Raw genomic sequence first — 23041 nt, forward strand, 5'->3', positions numbered from 1 at the left:
CGTCATCGCACGCCGTGGGGACGGAACTGGATGCTGACGCGCGGCCCGACGGCCTTGGACGTCTTGGGCACGGCGTGCTCCCACGTTCGCTGGCAGGAGCCGCCCATGACGACGAGGTCGCCGTGGCCCAGGCCGTAGCGCCTGGTCGCACCGCCGCCGCGCGGCCGCAGCAGCAGTGGTCGGGCGGCGCCGACCGACAGGATCGCGACCATCGTGTCCTCCGACCGGCCGCGACCGATCGTGTCGCCGTGCCAGGCCACGCTGTCGGAACCGTCGCGGTAGTAGCACAGTCCCGCGGTACGGAACGGTTCGCCGAGTTCGGCGCCGTACTGCGCCGACAGTGCGTCGCGGGCCTGCGCGAGCACAGGGTCGGGCAACGGGTCGTCCTCGTCGTAGAAGCTCAGCAGTCGCGGCACGTCGACGGTCCGGTCGTACATCCGCCTGCGCTCGGCGTGCCACGGAACCCGGGTCGCGAGCGTGCGGAAGAGTGTGTCGGCGCCGGACAGCCACGCGGGGAGGACGTCGATCCACGCGCCCCGCCCGAGTTCCGTACGGCGGAGGGATTCCAGCGAACGGAGCGACGGCGTGGCCGCGGCCACGCACGGTTCACCGCCGGAGTCCGCGTGGGCGACGTCCGCCCCGTCGGCGAGCGTGTCGAAGAGTGATCCCTGAAGTGCCAGGTCCATGCCTCGGACTGTACCGCGACATCGAACGCGTGTTCTACCCGTGGTGGCGTGTCGGGTGGATCAGTTCCGGCTCGGCGGCCCCACCGGCCGGGTCGGACCTCTACAATCGAGCCATGCATCGACCTCGACCGGTTACCGAGGTCCCCGACGTGGTCGGCCTCGGCGCCGAGGACGCGTGTGACATCGTGCGGCGCGCGGGTCTGGTGCCCGTCGGGCCGGACGGTGCCCCCGCACCGGCGACGGGTGTCGTGTCCGCGCAGCGGCCGATCGGCGCGGCCGGGGCCGAGGAGGGCGCGAAGGTGGCCCTGTGGACCCATCCCGGTAAGGATGCGGCCGAGGCGCTCGTGGGTCCGAGTCCGCGGGAGTCCGCGGATCTCGATCCGGTCTGAGCGGGGATCGCGTGCGAATGGGGATCGCGTGCGAATGGGGCCGGTGTGAGTGGGGGCCCGTGTGAGTGAGCGCCGGCGCAGCGCGGGGATTCTGTTGTACCGCCGCGGCCCGGACGCGCCCGAGGTGCTGATCGGTCATATGGGCGGGCCGTTCTGGGCGCGGCGCGAGGAGGGGGCGTGGACCATCCCCAAGGGTGAGTACGCCGAGGACGAGCAGCCGGAGGCCGCCGCGTACCGCGAGTTCGAAGAGGAGCTGGGCGTGCCGGCACCCGAGGGCGGGTTGATCGCCCTCGGTGACGTGCGCCAGTCCGGTGGCAAGGTCGTCACCGCCTGGGCTCTCGAAGGTGATCTCGACCCGGGGCGGGTCACTCCCGGCACGTTCGAACTGGAGTGGCCGCGAGGATCCGGCCGCATGCAAGTGTTTCCGGAGCTCGACCGCGTCGAGTGGTGCGCGCTCGACGCCGCCCGCGCGCGACTGGTGACGGCGCAACGCGTCCTGCTGGACCGGCTCGTCGCCGCACTCGCACGCTGACCTCCCGTGTCCGCTCTGGTCCGGTTCGGACAGTGCAGCGGCCGGTGTCGAAGTGGTTTCGCCGTCGCCTGTTCGGGTAACTGGAAGGCATGACCATGGCGCCGGAAGCGGGTGAAGCGGCGGTCGGTGCGCTCGGGCCGGTCCGGTTGGCCGACGAGGCCGCGGCGCGCACGCTTCACGGACAGGGTTGGCGGATCCGGGTGCTGTCGTCGTACTCGGTGTCGGTGGGGCAGGGGAGCGCGGAGTTGCACAGCCTCGCCGATGTCGCGGAGTTCGTCTGCGCGCAGTGCCGGCAGTGGTGTGAGGCGACGCTCGTGGCGATCCGGCGCCGCTATCTCGTCTGCCCCGGCTGCTTCGGTGCGCAGCCCCACGCCGCGGTGCCCGTGCAGGCCGTGCGGGAACCCGCCGCGTCGTCCTCGGCAGGGCCCGCCGGGGTGCGCCGCGCCCCGTGGAGCGTCCACGCCTCCCGGCCCTGTCGTCGAGAACGCGCGTAGGGCTGCGGGACGGCGGCCGCGCCGTCGCGGTGACTCCTCGGGTCCGACTATGTCGTCCGTATAATGACCTATACGGCGCGGCGATGTGCACGACCTCCATCGCTGCCTCGCCCGCGCCTTCGACGTCACCGAGCCGCACGGACGAGGGGAAAATCGTTGGGCGCTCGGACCGGTCGGTTGCCATGATCGGCACATGTCATCTCCGACCGTGCTGTTCGTCCCCGGGTCGAACAGCAACTCCTTCTCGGCTGCACCGTTGCTGCGCGAGCTGACACTGCTGGGCGTGCGCGCGCTGGCGGTCGATCTGCCCGGACACGGGTTCGGTGCGTCCTGGCCGGAGGCGTATCAGGCCCCGCAGGATCGCGCGGCGCTCGGCGCGGTGCCGTCGAAGGCGGCCGGGGTGACGGTGGCCGACGCCGTCGAACACCTCGCGAGCGTGGCTCGGCGAGCGCGTGAGCACGGGCCGGTCGTCGTGGTGGGGCACAGTCGCGGTGGGCTGCCGCTCACCGGCCTGGCGAGTACCGAGCCGCATCTGGTCGATCGGGCCGTGTACGTGTCCGCGTGGTGCCCGGTCGGCGCCACCGTCGCCGAGTACATGGCCATGGCGGAGTACGCAGACAGTGCGCTGAACAGGCTGCCGAACGTCCTCGCCGCCGACCCCGCACAGCTGGGTGCGCTCCGGATGAACTGGCGGACGGCCGATCGCGACGTGCTCGCGGCGTTGAAGGCGGCGATGCTCGCCGACGCCACCGACGACGAGTTCCTCGCCTACCTGGCGCTGCTGGACCCGGACGAGATGATCGATCCGGGCGAACGCGCCGCCCTCGACCGCTGGGCGGGTGTTCCCCACAGCTACGTCCGGCTCGCGGCGGACACGTCGATGCCGCTCGCGATGCAGGACAGGCTGATCGCCGACGCCGACGCACTGACGCCCGGGAACCCGTTCGAGGTGCACACGCTGCCCGGCAGTCACGCGGGATTCCTTGTGCGCCCCGAGGCGACTGCCGAGGCCGCGCGGCTCCTCGCCCGGGTCGTGGAAGGCGCTGCGTGATGACGCCGCGCTACCCCGCAGGCCGGTTCCACAGTGGACTCGGCAGAACCAGGACGGGCGTGCGACGCCCGTCAGCCCGGGGGCCACTCCATGCCGCGACCGCCGAGGACGTGACAGTGCGCGTGGAACACGGTCTGCTGACCGTCCTTGCCGGTGTTGAACACGAGCCGGTACCCGCCGGTGTCGATCCCGTCGTCGGCCGCGACAGTGCCGGCGACGTCCAGCACCTCACCCGCCAACGCCGGATCGGCGGCCGCCATCGACGCGGCGTCCGAGTGGTGGGCCTTCGGGATGACCAGTACGTGCGTGGGTGCCTGCGGGTTGATGTCGCGGAACGCCAGCACGGAGCCGGTCTCGTGGACGACCGTCGCGGGCACGGACCGTTCGACGATGTTGCAGAACAGGCAGTCGGAACTCACGCGGCACACTGTAGATCGCCCGGCGAGCGGTGCGACAGCACGGGAGGCACGTGGTTAGCCGGCGACCGGGTGGTCGACCGCATCGGCGGGACGCACCGTCCCGCCGGTGACGACCTCGGCGTAGATGCCCATCTCGTTGTGCCCGAACTCCTGGTGGAGGCGCCGTGGAAGGTCGATGTCCCGCTCAGCCGTGTCCGGGTTGACCTCCGTCGCCGCGCAGCGTTTCGTGGCGAGCACACCCCGCAGCCGCAGGTCGCCGACGGTGATCTCCTCGCCGACGAGGTCGCGTTCGCTGAATGCGGGCAGCCCGTCGTAGTAGAGGTTCGCGCGGAACCGGCGGGGGTCGAGTTCCGTGCCGAGACGCTCGCCGAGCGCGCGCACCGAGGCGAGGTTCACCAGCGAGACGGCGTTCATCATCGCGTCCGACACCACCGAGACATCGGTGAACCGTCTGCCGTCGACGCGGGCCAGCACGGGCGGAGTGGACAGGCCGAGTGCCTCGGCGAAGAATGTGGTCACGGCCGCGGCGCCGTCGTCGGTGGTGAGGGTGGCCTCGAGTACGGTGCGGCCGTCCCGCTCCGCACACAGCACACCGGTCTCCGGGTCGAAACGGGTGCGGTACCCGGCGAGGGACGCGTTGCGGGCGAGCATGAAGAACTGCGTCTTCGGCAGCGGCTCGGCCAACCCGGGGGTGTACTTGCCGTCGGGCCGGGCGAGCGCGAACGCCCGGTCGTAGGGCACGCCGCAGCCGGGCTCGAGGGTGACGGACGACAGTTCCTGCGGGCTCAGTCCCTTGACAGGGTGGACGTACAGTCCGCGGATCTCGCCGGCCATGTCGCCTGCCCTTCTCGCGGCGGGTTCGGAATGTTCAGAGGCAATCTAACCGTTCCCCGGACAGCGGTCCGCGCCCGGGAACCGCACGCCGGGGAACGGGCGTCACGGAAGGGGAGGCAGTGACAGCATCCACGGCTCCGGCCATCGAGACGTCCGGCCTGGTCAAGGTGTTCGGCACAACGCGCGCGGTCGACGGCATCGACCTGACCGTGCCGGAGGCGGCCGTGTACGGGATTCTCGGGCCCAACGGTGCGGGTAAGACGACGTTCGTACGCATGCTCGCGACGCTGCTGCGACCGGACGCCGGGAGTGCCACGGTGTTCGGGCGCGACATCGTCGGCGACGCTTCGGTGGTACGCACCCAGGTGAGCCTCACGGGGCAGTACGCGTCCATCGACGAGGACCTGACGGGTACCGAGAACCTGGTGCTCCTCGGCAGATTGCTGGGACACGGCAAGGCCGCGGCGAAGCGGCGCTCGGGGGAGCTGCTCGACGCGTTCGGGCTGACCGACGCCGCCGACCGGCAGGTGAAGAACTACTCCGGCGGCATGCGGCGGCGCATCGACATCGCCGCGAGCATCATCTCCACGCCACGCCTGCTCTTCCTCGACGAGCCGACGACGGGCTTGGACCCGCGCAGCCGCAACCAGGTGTGGGACATCGTGCGGATCGTCGTCGCGCAGGGCACGACCGTGCTGCTCACGACGCAGTACCTCGACGAGGCGGATCATCTCGCGAGCCGCATCGCGGTGATCGACCACGGCACGGTCATCGCGGAGGGCACGCCGGGCGAGCTCAAGTCGTCCGTCGGAGCGGGCTCGGTGCACGTACGGCTGCGCAACGGTGAGCAGCGGGCCCAGGCCGAACGTGTGCTGGCCGCGGAGTTGGGCACCGAGGTTCATTTCGCCGCCGACCCCGTGGCGTTGACGGCGCGGATCGCGGGTGGCGAGTCCGGGCATGGTGCTGCCGAGCACGCGTCGCGCGCGTTGGCGCGGCTGGCGCAGGACGGCATCACCGTCGACGACTTCTCCCTCGGCCAGCCGAGCCTCGACGAGGTGTTCCTGGCCCTGACCGACCGGAAGGAGACGCGGGCATGACGAGCACGTCGAGCGCCGAGCGCGCCGAGACCGACGGCTACACGCCCGTTGCGGACAACCTGGGCGCGGTGCTGGCCACGGGGGAACCGCCGAGACCGCCGAGCGCGTGGTCGGCGTCGGTGACGTTCGCGTGGCGGGCGATGTTGAAGATCAAGCACGTGCCGGAGCAGCTGTTCGACGTCACGGCGTTCCCGGTGATCATGACCCTCATGTTCACCTACCTGTTCGGCGGTGCGCTGGCGGGTTCGCCGGAGGAGTACCTGCAGTACCTGCTGCCGGGCGTACTGGTGATGAGCGTCGCGATGATCACGATGTACACCGGAGTCGGGTTGAACGCCGACATCCAGAAAGGCGTGTTCGACCGGTTCCGCACGCTGCCGATCTGGCGGCCGTCCGCGCTGGTGGGCGCGGTGATCGGCGACGTGTGCCGTTATTCGCTGGCCTCGGTCGTGATCATCGTGCTGGGCCTGGCTCTCGGGTACCGGCCCGGTGGCGGGCTGGTCGGCGTGCTGGCCGGCGTGGGGCTGCTGCTGGTGTTCTCGTTCGCGTTCTCGTGGATCTGGACGTTGCTCGGCCTGCTCCTGCGGTCGGAACGGTCGGTGATGGGGGTCAGCGCCATGGTGCTGTTCCCGCTGTCGTTCCTCAGCAACGTGTTCGTCGACCCGCGGACGATGCCGTCCTGGCTCCAGGGGTTCGTCGACGTCAATCCGATCGCGCACCTGGTCGCGGCGGTGCGTGGCGCGCTGAGCGGGCAGTGGGACGGGTCGGCGACGCTGTGGATGTTCGTCTCGGCCGGGATCATCCTCGCGATCTTCGGCCCGCTGACCATGCGGATGTACAACCGGAAGTGACGCCGGCGGCGGGCCGTCGACCCGCCGTATGAGCGAGGCACGCGCACACCGACACGGCGGAGCAGGACACGCGCGCGGTCAGGCGCTGCGGAAGAACCGGTCGAGTACGCGCGTGCCGAACTTGAGCGCGTCCACGGGGACCCGCTCGTCGACGCCGTGGAACAGCGCCGAGAAATCCAGGTCGGCGGGCAGCTGCAGGGGAGCGAACCCGAAGTTGCGGATGTCGAGCCGCTGAAACGCCTTGGCGTCGGTGCCCGCCGACAGCATGTAGGGCAGGGTGCGCGAGCCGGGGTCCTCGGCCGTGACGGCGGCGCTCATGGCGTCGACGAGCGCGCCGTCGAACGTCGTCTCGACCGGCGGCAACTCCATCCACTCCCGCTCGACGTCGGGGCCGAGCAGCTCGTCGAGCTCCCGGTCGAAGGCATCCAGCCTGCCGGGGAGGATGCGGCAATCGACGGACGCCTCGGCGACCGACGGGATCACGTTGGCCTTGTAACCGGCCGTGAGCATCGTCGGGTTGGCCGTGTCGCGCAGCGTCGCGCCGATCATCCTGGAGATGTTTCCGAGCTTGGCGACGCTGCCCTCGAGGTCGTCCTCCGGGAACTCCCAACCGGTGATCTCCGTGACCCCGTCCAGGAACTCCCGCACCGAGTCGGACACGACGAGCGGGAAGCGGTGGTTGCCGAGCTTCGCGACGGCCTCGGAGAGCTTCGTGACGGCGTTGTCGCGGTGGATCATCGAGCCGTGACCCGCCGTGCCGCGCACGCGCAGGGTCATCCAGCGGATGCCGCGCTGGGCCGTCTCAACCAGGTAGGCCCGCACGTCGTCCTTCAGCGTGACGGAGAATCCCCCGACCTCGCTGATCGCCTCGGTGGCACCTTCGAAGAGCTCGGGCCGGTTCGACACCAACCACTGCGCGCCGTACTTGCCGCCCGCCTCCTCGTCGGCGAGGAAAGCGAAGATCATGTCGCGGGGCGGGACGATGCCCTCACGCTTGTAGTGGCGTGCGAGGGCGAGCGTCATGCCCACCATGTCCTTCATGTCGACCGCGCCGCGGCCCCAGACGTAGCCGTCCTGCACCGCACCCGAGAACGGGTGCACGGACCACTCGGCGGGGTCGGCCGGCACGACGTCCAGGTGGCCGTGCACGAGCAGCGCGCCACGGGTGGGGTCGGCGCCGGGCAGGCGTGCGACGACGTTGTGCCGGTTCGTCCCGCCCGACTCGACGTAGCTGATCTCGTAGCCGACCTCGGTGAGCTTCTCGGCGACGTACTCGGCCGCCGCGCGTTCGCCGACGACCGTGTCCGGGTCGCCCGTGTTGGTGGTGTCGATGCGGATGAGCTCGCTGGTGAGAGTCACGGCCTCGTCGGCGGCCGCCTCGATGAGGTTCTCGGTCACGGGCCCTTCCTATCACTGAGACCGTTGGTGCAGGTGAGACACATGGGGTCGGCAAGGCGGACCCCCTGTGCACGAGGGTCGCCGTGTCCGCTACTCTATTCGCCAGCAAGTCCGAGTGGCGGAATGGCAGACGCGCTAGCTTGAGGTGCTAGTGCCCGTAAAGGGCGTGGGGGTTCAAGTCCCCCCTCGGACACACAGCGTGAGGCGCGACCCAGTATGAGGCGCGCATGCGTACGAGGCGTAGTGCTTCGAGGTGTACGGTCCCGTCGATCCGATCTTCGTCCGGGTTCGTGGTGCGCCCGTGACCGATGGTGCGGCCCGGAGGGCGCAGCGCCGACGAGGGCCGAGTGGGGGTCCGCGCGGTCGTGCTCTCACGGCAATGCGCGGAGGAAACAGCGCAATTCATGGGTCGCGGCTCCGGGTCCGGGCATGCGACTTCTCGCGACGACGAATCCCGTTCCGTGAATGCGATTCGTAAATCGATACCGTCTCGTTCCTGTACCGATTTCGGAATTCGCGCCGCCTCGCTCGGCTCCGATGTGGAAAGTCCCGAACGAGCGCCGCGAGAGAACGCCACCGGGCCACGCACAGGAACGAACGGCTCACCGGCCTCGGACATCGCCGCGCGGGCATCGGTGCGGCCGTCGAGGCGGGCGAGACCCGCGGCGATCGGGCCGGTCGGAGCTCGCCGCGGTCCCCCTGAGCACGGCGCGCGGTGCGTCCGCTACTCTGTCCGTCGGCAAGTCCGAGTGGCGGAATGGCAGACGCGCTAGCTTGAGGTGCTAGTGCCCGTAACGGGCGTGGGGGTTCAAGTCCCCCCTCGGACACGATCGAGCACCATCGACCAACCCATCCGGGGTTTTCCGGATGGGTTGCTTTTTTGCCGTGCCGACGACGTTTCGGGGCCGAAGCGCACCTCCCGCGTTCGCGAGACGGTGCGGGCCTCGTCCGAATCGGGCGGTCACCGTTTTGTCCGCGGGAGTCACGCGGAATAGACTTCGTCCGGTATGAGCGCACCACGCTCCACGGTCGAGACCGAGGAGGACCGATGACCGATAACGCCGGCTCGGGGCCGGGCACACAGACCGAGGAAACCCGGCGTGGTGGGTTCACCAGCCGGCGGGTCTTCATCCTCGCCGCCATCGGGTCCGCGGTCGGGCTCGGGAACATCTGGCGCTTCCCGTACGTCGCGTACGAGAACGGCGGGGGCGCGTTCATCCTGCCGTACATCGTCGCGCTGTTGACCGCGGGAATTCCGTTCCTCCTGCTGGACTACGGACTGGGTCACCGGTTCCGGGGGTCGGCGCCGCTGTCCTTCGCCCGCGCCCGTAAACGCATCGAGGCCCTGGGCTGGTGGCAGGTCCTGATCTGCTTCTTCATCGCCGTCTACTACGCGGCCGTGCTCGCCTGGGCGGTGCGGTACACGTTCTTCTCGGTGAACAAGGCCTGGGGCGATGACCCTGAGGGCTTCTTCTTCGACGACTTCCTGAACCTGGGTGAGCCGGGCGTGGCCTTGGAGTTCACACCCGGTGTGCTGGTGCCGCTGCTCGTGGTGTGGGTGGCGCTGATCGTGATCATGGCCCTGGGTGTGCAGCGGGGTATCGGCACCGTGGCGATGGTCTTCATCCCCGTCCTGGTGCTGGCGTTCCTCGCCCTCGTGGTGCAGGCACTGTTGCTGCCGGGCTCCGGCGGCGGGCTGGCGGCGCTGTTCACGCCCGCGTGGGAGGCCCTGCTGGAGCCGGGCGTCTGGGCGGCTGCCTTCGGGCAGATCTTCTTCTCGCTGTCGATCGGGTTCGGTATCATGATCACTTACGCGTCGTACGTGCGGCGCAAGACCGACATGACCGGGTCGGCGATGGTGGTCGGCTTCTCGAACTCCGGCTTCGAACTGCTGGCCGGTATCGGGGTGTTCGCCGCGCTCGGGTTCATGGCGCAGGCTTCCGGGGTGGCCGTCGGTGAGGTCGCCTCCGACGGCATCGGCCTGGCCTTCGTCGCGTTCCCCGCCATCATCAGTGAGGCACCGGCCGGGGCGCTGCTCGGTGTGCTGTTCTTCGGCTCGCTCGTGATCGCCGGGCTGACGTCGCTCATCAGCGTGCTCGAGGTCGTGATCTCCGGTGTGCGGGACAAGTTCGAGCTGTCCCGCCTGACCGCGACCCTGTCCGTGGTGGTCCCCACCGCGCTGGTGAGCCTGGTGCTGTTCTCGACCACCAGCGGCATGTACGTGCTCGACATCGTGGACCACTTCATCAACCAGTTCGGCATCCTGCTGGTCGCCGTGGTGAGCATGCTGGTGCTGGCGTGGGGTGTGCGCCTGTTGCCGGAGTTGATCCGGCACCTCAACCACCACGGCTCGATCCCGGTGGGCCCGGCGTGGAAGCTGCTCGTCAGTGTGGTGGCCCCGCTGGCCCTGCTGTACGTGCTCGTCCGGCAGCTCGTCACCGACATCAGCACGCCGTACGAGGACTATCCGGCGTGGATGCTGGCCACGTTCGGCTGGGGCGTCGTCGTCGGTGTGATCGTCGTGGCGGCCCTCGCATCGTTGGCGCCGTGGAAGCCGCAGACACGGCTGGACCTGACCGAGGAGGAGGTGCGCTGATGGGCGTCTCGGCCGTCGTGATGATGGTGGTCGCGATCGTGGTGATCTGGGGTGGCCTCGCGTTGTCGATCGTCAATCTGGTCCGGCGGAGTCCGGAGGACGGAGAGGACTAGGCCGCCGCTGGCTCGGGACCGGCGGCACGGCGTGTGCCGCTGCGTAGAAGCTCGACGAGTCCCGTCCGGAGCGGGGCGGCTCCGGACGGGACTCGGGGGTCGGCCGTCGGACGGCCGTCAGCCGGCCGCGTGTGCTGCGGCGTCGTGGCGGCTCGTCGTGACGTCGCGGTTCACTTGGTGGCCGGTTCGGTATCCTCCTCGGCGTTCTCCTGCTGTTCCTCGGCGGCGAGCGCCGCCACGGCAGGCTTGGTGATCAGCACGGCCAACCCGATCGCGAGTACGCCGCCCACCAGCTTGCCGATCAGCAGGGGCAGAATGAGGTTCGGCTGGAAGTTCGCCGTGAAGGCGAGGTGGTCGCCCACCAGGAACGCCGCGCAGACGGCGAACGCGATGCACAGCACCTTGTCCTTGGGCGGCATGTCGCGAATCAGGCGGAACAGTGCCAGCACGTTCGCCACCGCGGCCAGCAGACCGGCCGTGCCCTCGGAACTCATGCCGACCCGGCGCCCCAGCGCGCCCAACGGTCGGGCGAGGCCCTTGCGCAGCACGTACACCATGGGGAAGGCGCCGGCCAGCATGATGCCGATGTTGCCCGCCACCTCGAGGGCGCGGTACTGGTCCTCGGAGTCGGCGATGATCGGGTCGAACCCGAAGCCGCCGAACACGGCGGAGAACACACCCGTGAAGTGCTCGATGATGCTGACCGCCAGCACGAGCTTCAGCGCCGCGTCGAGGATCCGTCCGAACCAGATGAACAGGCGGATCATGAACTTCGGCGCGAACCACAGCGCCGCCGCGAGCGCTACGACGAACACCGCGAGCGGCAACAGGTTCAGCAGTATCGAACCCGTGTCCAAACCGGACAGCGCGGTGTCGGAGGCGCTGTCGGCGGACACCTCGCCCCGTACCGTGGTCGACGACGCCGCCAGGATCGTCGTGGTGACGAGCACGCCGACCGGGATGGCGAGGACACCGGACATCACGCCGAGCGCCATGTATCGGTGGTCCCGCTTGTGCAACATGGCCAGACCGACGGGGATGGTGAAGATGATGGTGGCGCCCGCCATGTAGCCGACGACGGTGGCCATGATCCAGCCACCGGTACTGGCGGCCGTTTCCTGCGCCAACTGGTAGCCGCCCATGTCGACGGCGATCAGGCTCGTCGCGGCGATCGCCGGGTCCGCGCCGATCGCGTCGAACAGCGGCCCGGCGACGGACTCGACGAGTGCGGACAGATACGGGATGGCCGCCATGATCCCGGCGACCGGGATGAAGATGGCGCCGATCGAGTGCAGGCCTTCCTTGAACTCTTTGCCGAGGCCGTGCTCGTCGTCGCGGATCGACGCCATGGCGCCGATCACGACGAACACCATCATGATGTAGATGATCAGGTTCCCGAAGGACTCCACGCGTCCTCCTCCTTCCGGTGGGGAGACGGGGTCAGCGCAGGAGCGGACGCAGATGGTCGTTCAGGTACACGCCGTCCGGGTCGAACTCCCGGCGCACGGCGAGGAACGTGTCGAACTCGGGGAACAGCTGCTCCAGCCGGTCCCGCGTCATGAAGTGGATCTTGCCCCAGTGCGGCCGGGCCTGGTACTGCTGCAACCGCTCGTCGACGGCGCGCAGGAACGGCCAGTAGTCCGTGCCGGGTGCGCCTGACACGGAGATCACCATCGTGTCGCGACGGTAGTTCGGCGACAGGTAGGCCTCGTCGGCGGCGGTCCAGCGCACCTCGATGGGATAGAGCTGGTCGGGGAACTCGTCGAGCATCAGCCGGCGGATCTTGTTGAGCGCCTCCAGCCCGTACTCGGCAGGCACCATGTACTCCATCTCGTGGAAGGGTTCGTCGTACCCGCCGGGGTAGACCCGGTAGGCGCGGTCGGTGCGGTTGCCGACGTCGTCGGAGACGAGGCCGTCCGGTTCGGTGACCTCGACCTCGTCGTAGATCTTGACGTAACAGTGGTTGTGCATCGGCTGGTCGGGAGGCGCAGGCAGCTGATACAGGTCGACCGAGTGGTCGGCCGGGCACCAGAAGAACGAGAAGTGCCGATGGTTCGCGATCAGCTCGTCCCAGGATTCCTCGATCTCCTGCCACGGCCGGTAGCTGATCTCCTCGGCGATGTAATACCTGGGGGAGACCTCGAGTTCCACCTCGAGCATCACGCCGAGCGTGCCGAGCGCGACCTGTGCCGCGCGGAGCTCCCGCATCCGGTCCTCGCCGATCTCGACGACCTCGCCGCGGCCGTCGACCAGGCGTACCCGGCGCATCGCCGCGGACATGTTCGGCAGTTCGATACCGGAGCCGTGCGTGGCCGTCGCGAGCGCACCGGCGATGACCTGTTTGTCGATGTCGCCCTGGTTGGACAGTGAGAGCCCGGCCTCCCACAGCGGCTCGCCGAGCCTGCCGACCGTGGTGCCGGCCAGCGCCGTGGCCCGTAACCGCTGCGGATCGGTCGCCGTCACGCCGCTGAGCTGCGTCAGGTCGAGCATGAGTCCGCCGGTCGGAACGATCGGGGTGAACGAGTGGCCGGTTCCGGCGACGCGCACGTTCATGCCCTGCCGGACCGCGTAGCGGACGGCGTCGACCACTTCGGCTTCGTCCCGCGGCTGGGCGTACATCGACGCGGTGACGGTGTGGTTGCCCGCCCAGTTGGTCCATACCCGGTCGTAGCTGGTGGGTGCGGACAGCGATGGCTCGGTCACGTGAATGCTCCGATCTCGTGCAGCGGATATCGGTCGGCGCCGCGGCCCGCGTCCCCGCGCATGGGGTGCGGGCGGGACAGCGCGAGCCGGCACCGGCACCCGGAGGTCCGGGGCCGGTCAGGACGCGCCGACCAGGGCATGCCGCGTCCGGGAGCGGGCGTGGAGCGGGCGTCCGGGTGCCCTGCCGAGGCTCCGGCGACCGGGCCAGGGACATGTGGGTCGGCCCGGGTGTGCCGGCGGTGGCCCGACGTCGTCGTCATGGACCTGCTCCCGATAACTCGTCGGGTCCGCGCGCCGGGGACGAGGTGTTCGACGCTGAACACGGCCCGGCGGCGGCCCGGGTGGACGGCGGCGCAGGAAACATAAAACAACCAAATTTAAATGACAAGTCCGTGTGAAGTCGGGTGTGACGGCTACGCCGAATCGGTGCCGTACCGTGACAGGCGGGCCGTGCGCCTTCGTCCGCACGTTCGACCGAGCCTGGACCACGTCGTGAACAGAGGAAACGCAACGGTGTCGAGTTTTGCTGCGTATCTGCGGTTGGACGCCACCGAAGGTCCGGGCCTGCCGCAGAACGTGGCGCGGCAGCTGGAGACCGCGGTCGCCGTCGGACTGCTCAGTCACGGCGACAGGCTGCCCCCGGAGTCGGAGCTGGCGGCCGAACTGGGCATCTCGACCGGCACGCTTCGGCAGGCGCTGGAACGGCTGCGCCAGCGCGGTGTGATCGAGACCCGCCGCGGCCGCGGTGGCGGCAGCTTCGTGCGGAGCGCCACGCAGCCGCCGCCCGAGGCCGTGCTGAACCGGCTGCGCGAGCGCAGCGCCGACTCGCTCCGCGACCTCGGTGACGCCTGCGCGGCGGTGATCGGTGGCGCCGCACGGCTGGCAGCCCAGCGCGCCGCGGGTGACGACGTGGAGCACCTGCGGTCACTGGCCGAACACTTCCGCCGCGCCGAGACCGCCGACGAGCGGCGGCGCGCGGACAGTCGTTTCCATATCGAGATCGGTGTGATCGCTCACTCCGCCCGGCTCACGCAGTCGATCGTGCATCTCCACGACGAGTTGGCGTCGTTGTTCTGGATGGTCGGCGGCGAGGCCGATCATCACCCGGTGACGGAGAGCGCGCACGCTGCGCTCATCTCTGCGATCGACGGTGCCGACGCGGACACGGCGCGTGACGTGGTGATGCGGAACGTCGAAGGACGCGTGCAGTACCTGCTCGATCTGCACCTGGACCTGGCGGTGCGCGATGAACCATGATGCCGAAAACGCGCAGGCGAGAAGGTGAAGGTCGTGACCGACGGAGATCCGACGTCGCTGCGCCGCCCTGCGGAACGCATCAGGGAGCGCGTCGACAGTGTGCTGACGGACCTCGGTGCCACGGCCGAGGACGTCGTCCGGACGCTGGCGCCCGCGCCGCGGCCGCTGCACCGAGCCGACCTCCCGCGGGTCCAACCCGCCCTGGCGGAGATGATCGACCGGCACCGCGGGTTCGTCCAGGGCGTCGGTCTGGCGTTGGACGACGGTCATCTCGCCGACGCTCCGCGCTGGATGGAGTGGTGGCGCAGCGAGGACGGTGAGCCAGCCGTGTTCGTCCGCCACAACCTGGATCCGGCGCACAATCACTTCTACGACTACGTCGGCAAGGAGTGGTTCGCCCTGCCCCGGAGCACCGGGCGGCCGACCGTCACCGGCCCGTTCGTCGACTTCGCGGGAACCAACGAGCACACGATCACCCTGGCCGTGCCGGTCGTCCACGACGACGGCTTCGTCGACGTGCTCGGCGCCGACGTCGCGGTCGAAGGAGTGGAGCGGCTGCTGATGGAGTCTTTGCGGTCGCGGTCCCCGGACACCGTGCTGCTCAACGAGCACGAACGCGTCGTGGCCTCCACCAGTGCGCGCTGGTGGAGCGGGACGCTGCTGCGTACCGGCGAGCCGGGTGCGAGCTGGTCGGAGGCCGTCGACCTCGGCGGCGATCTGCGCTGGCGCCTGGTCAAGGCTCGTCGATGACGGTGTGATCCGGCAGCGGCACCCGTCGCCGAGCAGTGCGCGGGCCGGTTGACAGCATTCACGTACTGCTCGGGAAACACGGCGCGGACAGCACCTCGTCACCGACGCTGTCCGACGTCGGTGCCGGGCGGCGACCGCGCCGTAGTCCCCGCTGCGCCGGGGGTCGCATGGCCCGGCGGATGTTATCCGAGAAGGTCTCGCATCTCGGTGATCTCGGCTCGCTGGGCGGCGATGATCTCCCGCGCCAGCGTTGTTGCTTCCGGGTTGATCCCGTCCGTGAGCTGCGCCCCGGCCATCCGTACCGCCCCCTCGTGGTGGGCGATCATCATCTCGAGGAACATGCGGTCGAAGGCCGCGCCGTCAGCCTGCTCGAGCCGCCTCATCTGACCATCGGACATCATGCCGGAGTCGCCGCCGTGATCCCCGCTCTCGTGATCTTCGGCCTCGTGGTCCATTCCGGACTCCGAGGCGTTCCACGACGCGAGGAACCCGCGCATCTTGGCGATTTCCGGGGACTGGGCCTGCTCGATCGTGGTGGCGAGTCGGCGGACGTCGCCGCCGGCGCGCGTGGCGGCGAGTTTCGACATCTCGACCGCCTGTTGGTGGTGCGGGATCATGCCGCGGGCGAAGGCGATGTCGGCGTCGTTGTGCTCGGCCGAAGCCTGCGCCGTCGGGTCCGACGGGCTCGAGACGGCCGGTGTGGAGTTCGGCGCGTTCCCGGAGGCGGCCTCGTCGGAGCAGGCGGTCAGAACGAAGGCAGCGGTCAGTGCCGTGGCGGTAGCCGCCACGCTCGTGATCTTCATGTGCAGTGGGCTCCTGTGTGGATGACGTGTGATCGGTCCGGGTTCGACGCGTGTCGCGCCGGATGCCGATCAGGTCCGCATCACGCAGAGCTGTGCGAGCCGCCGGGAGACCGGCGGCGGTCGTTGCACCGGCCGCCGGCCGCCCGGCCGGGACGGTCGCGCCGCCGGTGTCGGCGGCGGTAGCCGGGTGAGCCACGACTGTGTCGCCAGCGCGGCCAGTCCGGCAACGGACAGCACCGCGAGGCACAGGTGGAGTAGATGTGGCAGGCCATCGTGCTCGGTGTGTGTCCCGCCGCGGGACTGGTGCTGGGTGCCTTCCTGTGCGGCGTGCGGCGCAGTGGCCGGTCCGCTCACGGCGATTCCGGTCTCCGGTCCCACCTGTCCCGGTGGGGCGGGTGGCGCGACCAGCGCGTGCATTCCGAGTACACCGAACAGGACAGGGATGGTCAGCAGCATCAACAGCCGCCACCGCCACTGCCCGCCCACCATGTCGCCCATTTTACCGGGGACGGTATGAACCAGGTCGCGTGCCGGGCGCGGGCACCTCCGTGCCCGCGCGGACGGGAGCCGACGGCGCGTTCTCCGTGGGTGCGACCACCTCTGCGGTGGGGTGGTGGTCGCGGAGCCGTCCGTCGACGACCTCGCACACCCGGTCGGCGCCGCCGAGCTGTGAGCGGTCATGGGTGACGAGGACGGTCGCCGTTCCCCTCCGGTGGGTGATCGTGGTGATGAGATCGATGACCGCGGCGCTGCGCTCCCGGTCGAGGGCGCTCGTCGGTTCGTCGACGAGCAACACGCTCGGATCGTTCATCAGTGCTCGTGCGATGTTGACCCGCTGCTGCTGCCCGCCCGAGAGCTGGCCGGGAAGCCTGCCGGCCTTCCCCGCGAGACCGACGGCGTCGAGCAGCTCGGCCGCCCGCTTTCTCGCTGCCTTCGGTGGCGTGCCGTCGAGATGCGCCATCACCTGCAGCTGCTCGGTGGCGGTGAGCGAGGCCAGGAGGTTGGGCTGCTGGAACACGACGCCCACCGTGGTGCGGCGCAGCGCGGTGCGTGCGTGCCGGTCGAGATCGGCAACGTCGGTGCCGTCGACGACGAGCCGGCCGCTGTCCGGCGTGACGAGCATCGCGGCTACGGCCAGCAGGCTGGACTTTCCCGAACCCGACGGCCCGATGACGGCGGTGAGATGACCGTTGGGCACGTCCAGCTCGACGCCGTCGAGCGCGGTCAGAAAGCTGTCGCCGTCGGGGTAGGTCAGTGTGATGTCGGAGAGTTGAAGGCCCATGGCAGGCTCCTCGTTTCAGTGGTGGGACAGGGCGGTGAGCGGGTCGACCGCGGTGACGCGGCGGACGGCCAGTGCCGCGCCGCCGGCGCCGAGCAGGACCATCACCAGGGCCGGCACCAGGACGGTCGTGCCGTCGAGGACGAACGGCACGGTGTCGGAGACCGCGGCGCCGAGGACCGCGGCGAGGACGCTGCCGATCGCGGTGCCGGTGACGAGCAGCGCGACGGCCTGGCCCAGTGCGTCGCGCAACAGGTACTTCGTGGTCGCGCCGAGCGCTTTCAGTACGGCGATATCGCGGCTGCGTTGGATCGTCCACACGGTGAAGAACGCGCCGATCACCAGCGCCGAGATCGCGAACAGGAACGCGCGCATCAGCTGCAGCGAGCCGTTCTCGGCGGTGTAGGAGCCGATGGCGGACAGCGATTCGCCCGTGCCGACGGTCGTGGTCCCCAGCCGTCGGTCGGCGGCGGGGAGCCCGGATTCCGCACTGGTTCTCAGCGCCACCACCGTGGCGTGAGGGCCGGCCGCCGGCGAGAGGCGTTGCCAGTCGGACAGGCTCAACCACGCGACGGGGGTGTGGTTGAACGAGGCGTCGCCGGCGACGGGGCCGATCGTCAACCGGTGTCCGGACACGGTGAGGGAATCGCCGGGTTGCACGGACAGCTCGTCGGCGGCTCCGGCGGAGAGTACGACCGTGCCCGCGGACACGGGGGCCGGAGCGAGATCGGAATCCGGCCGGACGCCGAACGCGGACACGGCCGTGGTGGCGCCCCCGGCACCGGTGCTGCCTTCGACGGTGGCGATACCGAGCGGACTCGCGCTGGTCACGCCGGGAACCTCGGCAAGCCGGCGCCACTGTTCCGGGTGCACGACGGACCGGGTGAACGACGGGCCCTCGCCGTCGGCGGGTGCGGCGAAGCTGATGTGGTCCGCGTTCAGGCCCGTCACCGCCGAGGTGCTCTGTGCTGCGAGTCCCGCAGTCAGCCCGGACAGCAGTCCGACCAGTAGCGTCATCAGAATGACGACGGACCCCATCAGGGTGAACCGCCCTTTCGCGAATCGCAGATCCCGCCACGCGACGAACACGGTGCTGCCGTCCTTTCCTGGAGACGTCCGGTACGGCATCCACTCTGATCGCCGGCACGGCGCGGATCATCGCGCCGCGGTCGGGTCCGGCAGCGTCGAAAGGGTCATCGCGCGCTCCGACTTTCGGTTGATGCGACGGGTCCGGGCAGCGCCCACACTGGATCGGGGAGGAGGTAGGCGCCGTTGAACCCGCACACCCTGGACCGCCCGCTTCGCGTGTTGCGGGTCTGCCTGCACCTGTTGCTGACCGCCTTGCTCGCGCTCGCGGCCGTTCGCGCGTTCCTCGACGGCCTGCCGCACGCGCCGTCGGTGCTTGCCGTGGCCACCGTGCTGGGCGTGATCTACGGCGCGGGGTCACTGTTGCCCCGGGTCGGACGGTCGCCACGCGTGACGGCCGCGTGGCTCGGCGCGCTCCTCGTGGTCTGGCCGCTGTTGCTCTGGCTGACCCCGGACGGTGTGTGGCTGGCCTTCCCACTGTTCTTCCTGCTGCTGCACCTGTTGCCGACGCGCTGGGGACTGGTCGCCGTGACGGCCACCACGGTCGTGGCGATCGCGGGGTTCCTGTGGCATCAGGGCGAGATCGCGGCGCCCGTCATCATCGGTCCTGCGCTCGGTGCCGCCGTCGCGGTCGCGACCGTGCTCGGCTACCAGGCCCTGTACCAGGAGAGTGAGCAGCGACGCCGGCTCATCGAAGAACTACGGGCGACGCGCAGTGACCTGGCCGCGGCGGAACACTCCGCAGGGGTGTTCGCCGAACGGGAACGGCTGGCCCGGGAGATTCACGACACTCTCGCCCAGGGCCTGTCCAGTATCCAGTTGCTGTTGCGCGCGGCGGAGCGCGCGTTGCCGGAGCGTCCCGACGAAGCCTCTCCGCATGTCACCCGGGCGCGGCAGGCCGCGCAGGACAACCTGACTGAGGCTCGACGACTGGTCGACGCCCTGGCGCCGGTCGAACTGGAAGGGCGTTCGTTGCCGACCGCCTTGCAGCGACTGTGCGCGAGCACCCAGCAGCGATCCGGCCTTGCGGTGCAGTTCCACGTCAGCGGGGAACCGTTCGAGGTGCCGACGCCGCACGAGGTCGCGTTGCTGCGTGTCGCACAGTCCGCGTTGGCCAACACGATCCAGCATGCCGCGGCCACGCGTGCCGAGCTGACACTGAGCTACATGGACACCGCGTTGACCCTGGACGCGGTCGACGACGGGGTCGGGTTCGATCCGGAGACGGCCGCATCGCGTACCGGAACAGGGGAAGGCGGCTTCGGTCTCGCCGCCATGCGGGCCCGAGCCCGTTCCCTCGGCGGGAACTGCACGGTGGAATCCGCGCCCGGTCACGGCACGGCGCTGGCGGTCAGTTTCCCCCACCGATCCGGTGACGGCGCTGTCGATGGCAGCGCCTCCAGTGGCAGCGCCTCCAGTGGCAGCGCCTCCGGTGGCAGCGCCTCCGGTGACGGCGCACCGGCGGGAATGGCCTCACGATGAGCGGACGGATCCGACTGATACTGGCCGACGATCATCCGGTGGTGCGCACCGGGCTGCGCGCGGTGCTCGACACCGAACCCGACTTCCGGGTCGTGGCCGAAGCTTCGTCCGCGGAGGAGGCGGTGCGGGTCGCCGCGGCGACCGCAGCCGACGTGGTGCTGATGGATCTGCAATTCGGAGCTGGTATGACGGGTTCCGAGGCGACGGCGGCGATCACCGAGCGACAGCAGGCCCCGCGAGTGCTGGTGCTCACCACCTACGACACCGACGCCGACATCCTGGCCGCGATCGAAGCGGGCGCAACCGGATATCTGCTCAAAGACGCGCCGCCCGACGAACTGGCTCAGGGAGTGCGCGCGGCCGCGGAGGGGCGGTCGGCGTTGGCGCCTGCCGTCGCCGACCGCCTCATGGCCAGGATGCGCACACCCGCCACGGCGCTGTCCGGTCGAGAGACCGAAGTGCTCGGTCTGGTCGCCGACGGGTTGTCCAACCACGAAATCAGCAAGCGGCTGTTCCTCAGCCAGGCAACGGTCAAATCGCACCTCGTCCACATCTACGACAAGCTCGGCGTGGAATCCCGCACCTCCGCCGTCGCCGCGGCGCAGAGCCGCGGTCTCATTCGCCGATGATCCGAACTGCACGGCCGGGGCCGAGCGGATCTGTGCGGCTGTGCGAGGCGCCTCCGCGACATCGTGCCGGTACGAACCCGTGCCGAAGCCGGCATCCGGCGCCGCGGGTTGCGCCGGATGCCGGCAGTCATGGAGGGCCGGTCCGCAGTCGCCGCCTGTGCCGGGACATGACCGATGTCACCGTAGTCGTGCGATCGGGCCGTGTGGAGCACCACCGCGCTCACGCACGTGGCTGACCAGGCCAGACGTCCTGCGGAGTCGGGGTTCCGCCTGTCCGGGGACACCCGTGGCGTTCGGGCGGGTGCGGAGTCTGCCCGTTAAGCTGGCCGACCGCTTCGATTGGTGTGAGGCGTGTCGTCGCCTGGTTGTGGAGTAGAGGTGAGTGAGCTCGTGCACGAAACGTTGGAGCCTGTCTACGAGCAGGTGGTCAGCCGTAACCCCGGCGAGGTGGAGTTCCACCAAGCGGTGCGGGAGGTGCTCGACAGCGTCGGGCGCGTGGTCGGCAAGCATCCCGAGTACGGCCGGGCGAAGATCATCGAACGAATCTGCGAGCCGGAACGGCAGATCACTTTCCGGGTGTCGTGGATGGACGATCGGGGAGACGTTCACATCAACCGCGGCTTCCGGATCGAGTTCAACAGCGCGCTCGGGCCGTACAAGGGAGGGCTCCGGTTCCATCCGTCGGTTTACCAGGGAATCGTGAAGTTCCTCGGGTTCGAGCAAGTGTTCAAGAACGCGCTGACCGGCCTGCCGATCGGAGGCGGCAAGGGCGGCTCGGACTTCGACCCGAAGGGGCGTTCGGACCGGGAGATCATGGCGTTCTGCCAGAGTTTCATGACCGAGCTCTACCGGCATCTCGGTGAGTACACCGACGTGCCCGCCGGAGACACCGGGGTCGGCAGCCGCGAACTCGGATACTTGTTCGGACAGTACAAGCGGATCACGAACCGCTACGAGTCCGGCGTGCTGACAGGGAAGGCCGAGGCGTTCGGTGGTTCCCACATCCGGACCGAGGCCACGGGCTACGGCGCTGCGTTCTTCGTCAAGGAGATGCTGGCCGCCCGCGGTCAGACGTTCGACGGCAAGCGCGTCGTCGTCTCCGGTTCGGGCAACGTGGCGATCTACACCATGGAGAAGGCACGGGAACTGGGCGGCATCGTGGTGGCCTGTTCGGACTCGGACGGGTACGTGGTCGACGACGCCGGTATCGATGTCGCCCTCGTCCAGCAGATCAAGGAGGTCGAGCGCGGGCGGCTCGCGGAGTACGTGCAGCGGCGACCCAGCGGACGGTACGTGCCGAAGCGACAGGTGTGGGAGGTGCCGTGCGAGGTGGCCATGCCCAGCGCGACACAGAACGAGATCACCGGCAAGGAAGCGGCGCTGCTCGTGCGTAACGGGTGTATCGCGGTCGGCGAGGGTGCCAACATGCCGACCACGCCCGAGGGCGCCCAGGTCTTCCGTGACGCCGGTGTCGCCTTCGGTCCGGGCAAGGCGGCCAACGCCGGTGGGGTGGCGACCTCGGCGCTGGAGATGCAGCAGAACGCCTCTCGCGATTCCTGGTCCCGCGAGTTCACCGAACGACGTCTCGAACAGATCATGGTCGGCATCCACGAGCGTTGCTACGCCACGGCCGAGGAGTACGGCGTGCCCGGTGACTACACCACCGGCGCCAATATCGCCGGGTTCAAGAAGGTCGCCGACGCCATGTTGGCGTTGGGGCTGGTATGAGGCCTGCGTCTCCGGCGGCGCCGCGGGGCCGCCGGAGGCGGCGGGTCCACCGGGACGGCCCCGCCTGTTCCGGCGGTGAACGGTGAGGTCGGCATGATGCGAGCAGGAACGTTCTCGATCGTCGCCTACGACGTGCGGGCCCGGCAGTGCGGCGTAGCGATCAGCACGGCGATGCCCGCCATCGGCGGACTGGCGGTGTTCGCCCGCGCTGGTGCGGGTGCGATCGCCACCCAGGCGCTGATCAATCCGTTGTTGGGCGTCGACGGTCTGGACCTGCTGCGGAGTCGGTCCGCCCACGACACGATGCGGCAGTTGCTCGACGCCGATCCCGGGGCCGACGAGCGGCAGTTGGCGATCGTGGACGCCGAGGGGCGCGCCGCGGCGCACACGGGACCGCAGACCCATCCCTGGAACGGTCACCGGCTGGGCGACGGGTATGCGGTCGCCGGCAATACGCTCGTCGGCGGCGCCACGGTCGATGCGATGGCCGATCGTTTCGAGTCCACCCCGACGGGTCCGCTTTCGCGGCGGCTACTGGAGGCGCTGGAGGCGGGCCAGCAAGCAGGTGGCGACCGGCGCGGCAAACAAAGCGCCGCACTGTACGTCCACGGCGGCCGTCCGTACCCGCAGCTGGACCTGCGGGTGGACGAGCACCACGATCCGGTCGCCGAACTTCGCCGCGTCCACGACATCGCCGAACGGGAACTGCTGCCGTTCATCGATGCGTTGCCCACCCGGGACGAGCCCGAGGGCCGCTTCGAACGACTCATGCCCGGCGACGACGCCTGAGGTCCGGTGCGACGTGCCTCCCGGGTCTGCTGTCCGGGCTCGAGAGGCACGTCGCACGGGGACGTATCCGCCCGC

At 69.7% G+C, this 23041-nt stretch carries 24 protein-coding genes and 2 tRNA genes; 16 read left to right on the plus strand and 10 right to left on the minus strand.

All coding sequences use genetic code 11. From position 1 onward, the window contains the following. Positions 1 to 2 precede the first annotated feature (2 nt). A complete protein-coding gene (locus FHS23_RS09030; protein WP_183651582.1) occupies positions 3 to 686 on the minus strand; it encodes an alpha-ketoglutarate-dependent dioxygenase AlkB in 684 nt (227 codons plus the stop codon). 113 nt (positions 687 to 799) lie between these two features. On the opposite strand from FHS23_RS09030, the gene FHS23_RS09035 reads away from it, so the two are divergent. The 4 genes from FHS23_RS09035 (at position 800) to FHS23_RS09050 (ending at position 3152) form a co-directional block, all read left to right on the plus strand. Further along, positions 800 to 1075 (plus strand): PASTA domain-containing protein, encoded by a 276-nt coding sequence (locus FHS23_RS09035; protein ID WP_183651585.1) that lies wholly within the window; start codon positions 800 to 802, stop codon positions 1073 to 1075. A 61-nt stretch (positions 1076 to 1136) separates the two neighbouring features. After that, entirely contained in the window at positions 1137 to 1607 is a 471-nt protein-coding gene (locus FHS23_RS09040) for an NUDIX hydrolase (protein WP_343053771.1), read from the plus strand. An 89-nt stretch (positions 1608 to 1696) separates the two neighbouring features. Continuing rightward, complete coding sequence (locus FHS23_RS09045) at positions 1697 to 2101, plus strand: hypothetical protein (RefSeq protein ID WP_183651591.1); 405 nt, start codon at positions 1697 to 1699, stop codon at positions 2099 to 2101. A gap of 193 nt (positions 2102 to 2294) precedes the next feature. Next, complete coding sequence (locus FHS23_RS09050) at positions 2295 to 3152, plus strand: alpha/beta hydrolase (protein ID WP_183651594.1); 858 nt, start codon at positions 2295 to 2297, stop codon at positions 3150 to 3152. A gap of 71 nt (positions 3153 to 3223) precedes the next feature. Here FHS23_RS09050 and FHS23_RS09055 read toward each other — a convergent pair whose 3' ends face one another. Next, positions 3224 to 3571 (minus strand): HIT domain-containing protein, encoded by a 348-nt coding sequence (locus tag FHS23_RS09055; protein ID WP_183651597.1) that lies wholly within the window; start codon positions 3569 to 3571, stop codon positions 3224 to 3226. Positions 3572 to 3625: 54 nt separating this feature from the next. After that, positions 3626 to 4405: an MOSC domain-containing protein gene (locus FHS23_RS09060; RefSeq protein WP_183651600.1), complete on the minus strand. Its 780-nt coding sequence runs from the start codon at positions 4403 to 4405 to the stop codon at positions 3626 to 3628. Between the two features lie 119 nt (positions 4406 to 4524). Between FHS23_RS09060 and FHS23_RS09065 the strand changes: the two genes are divergently transcribed. Together FHS23_RS09065 and FHS23_RS09070 are read left to right on the plus strand one after the other, a co-directional pair. After that, a complete protein-coding gene (locus FHS23_RS09065; protein WP_183651614.1) occupies positions 4525 to 5502 on the plus strand; it encodes an ATP-binding cassette domain-containing protein in 978 nt (325 codons plus the stop codon). After that, entirely contained in the window at positions 5499 to 6353 is an 855-nt protein-coding gene (locus FHS23_RS09070) for an ABC transporter permease (protein ID WP_183651617.1), read from the plus strand. Before FHS23_RS09065 ends, FHS23_RS09070 begins: the two co-directional genes overlap by 4 nt. 78 nt (positions 6354 to 6431) lie before the next feature. On the opposite strand, the gene FHS23_RS09075 is transcribed toward FHS23_RS09070, so the two are convergent. Beyond that, positions 6432 to 7751, minus strand: coding sequence for a M20/M25/M40 family metallo-hydrolase (locus FHS23_RS09075; protein ID WP_183651620.1), 1320 nt, complete (start codon positions 7749 to 7751; stop codon positions 6432 to 6434). Between the two features lie 109 nt (positions 7752 to 7860). Here FHS23_RS09075 and FHS23_RS09080 point away from each other — a divergent pair. From FHS23_RS09080 to FHS23_RS09095, 4 genes are all read left to right on the plus strand, one after another. Then, positions 7861 to 7944: transfer RNA gene (locus FHS23_RS09080), tRNA-Leu, on the plus strand. Positions 7945 to 8494: 550 nt separating this feature from the next. Then, positions 8495 to 8578 (plus strand) — tRNA-Leu (locus tag FHS23_RS09085). 221 nt (positions 8579 to 8799) lie between these two features. After that, positions 8800 to 10347, plus strand: coding sequence for a sodium-dependent transporter (locus FHS23_RS09090; RefSeq protein WP_183651623.1), 1548 nt, complete (start codon positions 8800 to 8802; stop codon positions 10345 to 10347). Further along, positions 10347 to 10460 carry a methionine/alanine import family NSS transporter small subunit gene (locus FHS23_RS09095; RefSeq protein WP_183651626.1) on the plus strand — a complete coding sequence of 38 codons (114 nt, stop codon included), beginning with the start codon at positions 10347 to 10349 and terminating at the stop codon, positions 10458 to 10460. Before FHS23_RS09090 ends, FHS23_RS09095 begins: the two co-directional genes overlap by 1 nt. Positions 10461 to 10630: 170 nt before the next feature. Here the strand turns inward: FHS23_RS09095 and eutH are convergent, their stop codons facing one another. Both eutH and FHS23_RS09105 read right to left on the minus strand, forming a co-directional pair. After that, positions 10631 to 11869, minus strand: a complete 1239-nt coding sequence (gene eutH, locus FHS23_RS09100; protein WP_183651628.1) for an ethanolamine utilization protein EutH — start codon at positions 11867 to 11869, stop codon at positions 10631 to 10633. A 31-nt stretch (positions 11870 to 11900) separates the two neighbouring features. Then, positions 11901 to 13163, minus strand: a complete 1263-nt coding sequence (locus FHS23_RS09105) for a D-arabinono-1,4-lactone oxidase (RefSeq protein WP_183651631.1) — start codon at positions 13161 to 13163, stop codon at positions 11901 to 11903. Positions 13164 to 13676: 513 nt separating this feature from the next. On the opposite strand from FHS23_RS09105, the gene FHS23_RS09110 reads away from it, so the two are divergent. Next, positions 13677 to 14420, plus strand: a complete 744-nt coding sequence (locus FHS23_RS09110; protein ID WP_183651634.1) for a GntR family transcriptional regulator — start codon at positions 13677 to 13679, stop codon at positions 14418 to 14420. Positions 14421 to 14453: 33 nt separating this feature from the next. Continuing rightward, positions 14454 to 15170 (plus strand): cache domain-containing protein, encoded by a 717-nt coding sequence (locus FHS23_RS09115; protein ID WP_183651637.1) that lies wholly within the window; start codon positions 14454 to 14456, stop codon positions 15168 to 15170. 182 nt (positions 15171 to 15352) lie between these two features. Here FHS23_RS09115 and FHS23_RS09120 read toward each other — a convergent pair whose 3' ends face one another. The 4 genes from FHS23_RS09120 to FHS23_RS09135 form a co-directional block, all read right to left on the minus strand. Then, on the minus strand, positions 15353 to 15973 hold the full coding sequence (locus FHS23_RS09120) for a DUF305 domain-containing protein (protein WP_183651640.1): 621 nt from the start codon (positions 15971 to 15973) through the stop codon (positions 15353 to 15355). Between the two features lie 69 nt (positions 15974 to 16042). Further along, complete coding sequence (locus FHS23_RS09125; protein ID WP_183651643.1) at positions 16043 to 16462, minus strand: DUF6153 family protein; 420 nt, start codon at positions 16460 to 16462, stop codon at positions 16043 to 16045. A gap of 10 nt (positions 16463 to 16472) precedes the next feature. Beyond that, the gene (locus tag FHS23_RS09130; protein ID WP_183651646.1) at positions 16473 to 17255 is read right to left on the minus strand and encodes an ABC transporter ATP-binding protein; all 783 of its coding nucleotides are present in this window, start codon (positions 17253 to 17255) and stop codon (positions 16473 to 16475) included. A gap of 15 nt (positions 17256 to 17270) precedes the next feature. After that, positions 17271 to 18341 (minus strand): FtsX-like permease family protein, encoded by a 1071-nt coding sequence (locus tag FHS23_RS09135; protein ID WP_183651649.1) that lies wholly within the window; start codon positions 18339 to 18341, stop codon positions 17271 to 17273. A gap of 183 nt (positions 18342 to 18524) precedes the next feature. Here FHS23_RS09135 and FHS23_RS09140 point away from each other — a divergent pair, with 183 nt between their 5' ends. The 4 genes from FHS23_RS09140 (at position 18525) to FHS23_RS09155 (ending at position 22966) form a co-directional block, all read left to right on the plus strand. Continuing rightward, positions 18525 to 19820, plus strand: coding sequence for a sensor histidine kinase (locus FHS23_RS09140; protein ID WP_183651652.1), 1296 nt, complete (start codon positions 18525 to 18527; stop codon positions 19818 to 19820). Next, on the plus strand, positions 19817 to 20449 hold the full coding sequence (locus FHS23_RS09145) for a response regulator (protein WP_183651655.1): 633 nt from the start codon (positions 19817 to 19819) through the stop codon (positions 20447 to 20449). Before FHS23_RS09140 ends, FHS23_RS09145 begins: the two co-directional genes overlap by 4 nt. 378 nt (positions 20450 to 20827) lie before the next feature. Next, positions 20828 to 22177, plus strand: a complete 1350-nt coding sequence (gene gdhA, locus FHS23_RS09150) for an NADP-specific glutamate dehydrogenase (RefSeq protein ID WP_343053774.1) — start codon at positions 20828 to 20830, stop codon at positions 22175 to 22177. A 93-nt stretch (positions 22178 to 22270) separates the two neighbouring features. Then, positions 22271 to 22966 carry a DUF1028 domain-containing protein gene (locus FHS23_RS09155; protein WP_221219309.1) on the plus strand — a complete coding sequence of 232 codons (696 nt, stop codon included), beginning with the start codon at positions 22271 to 22273 and terminating at the stop codon, positions 22964 to 22966. Positions 22967 to 23041 lie beyond the last annotated feature (75 nt).

Origin of the sequence: Prauserella isguenensis, assembly GCF_014191605.1 — a bacterium.
Lineage (GTDB): Bacteria > Actinomycetota > Actinomycetes > Mycobacteriales > Pseudonocardiaceae > Prauserella > Prauserella isguenensis.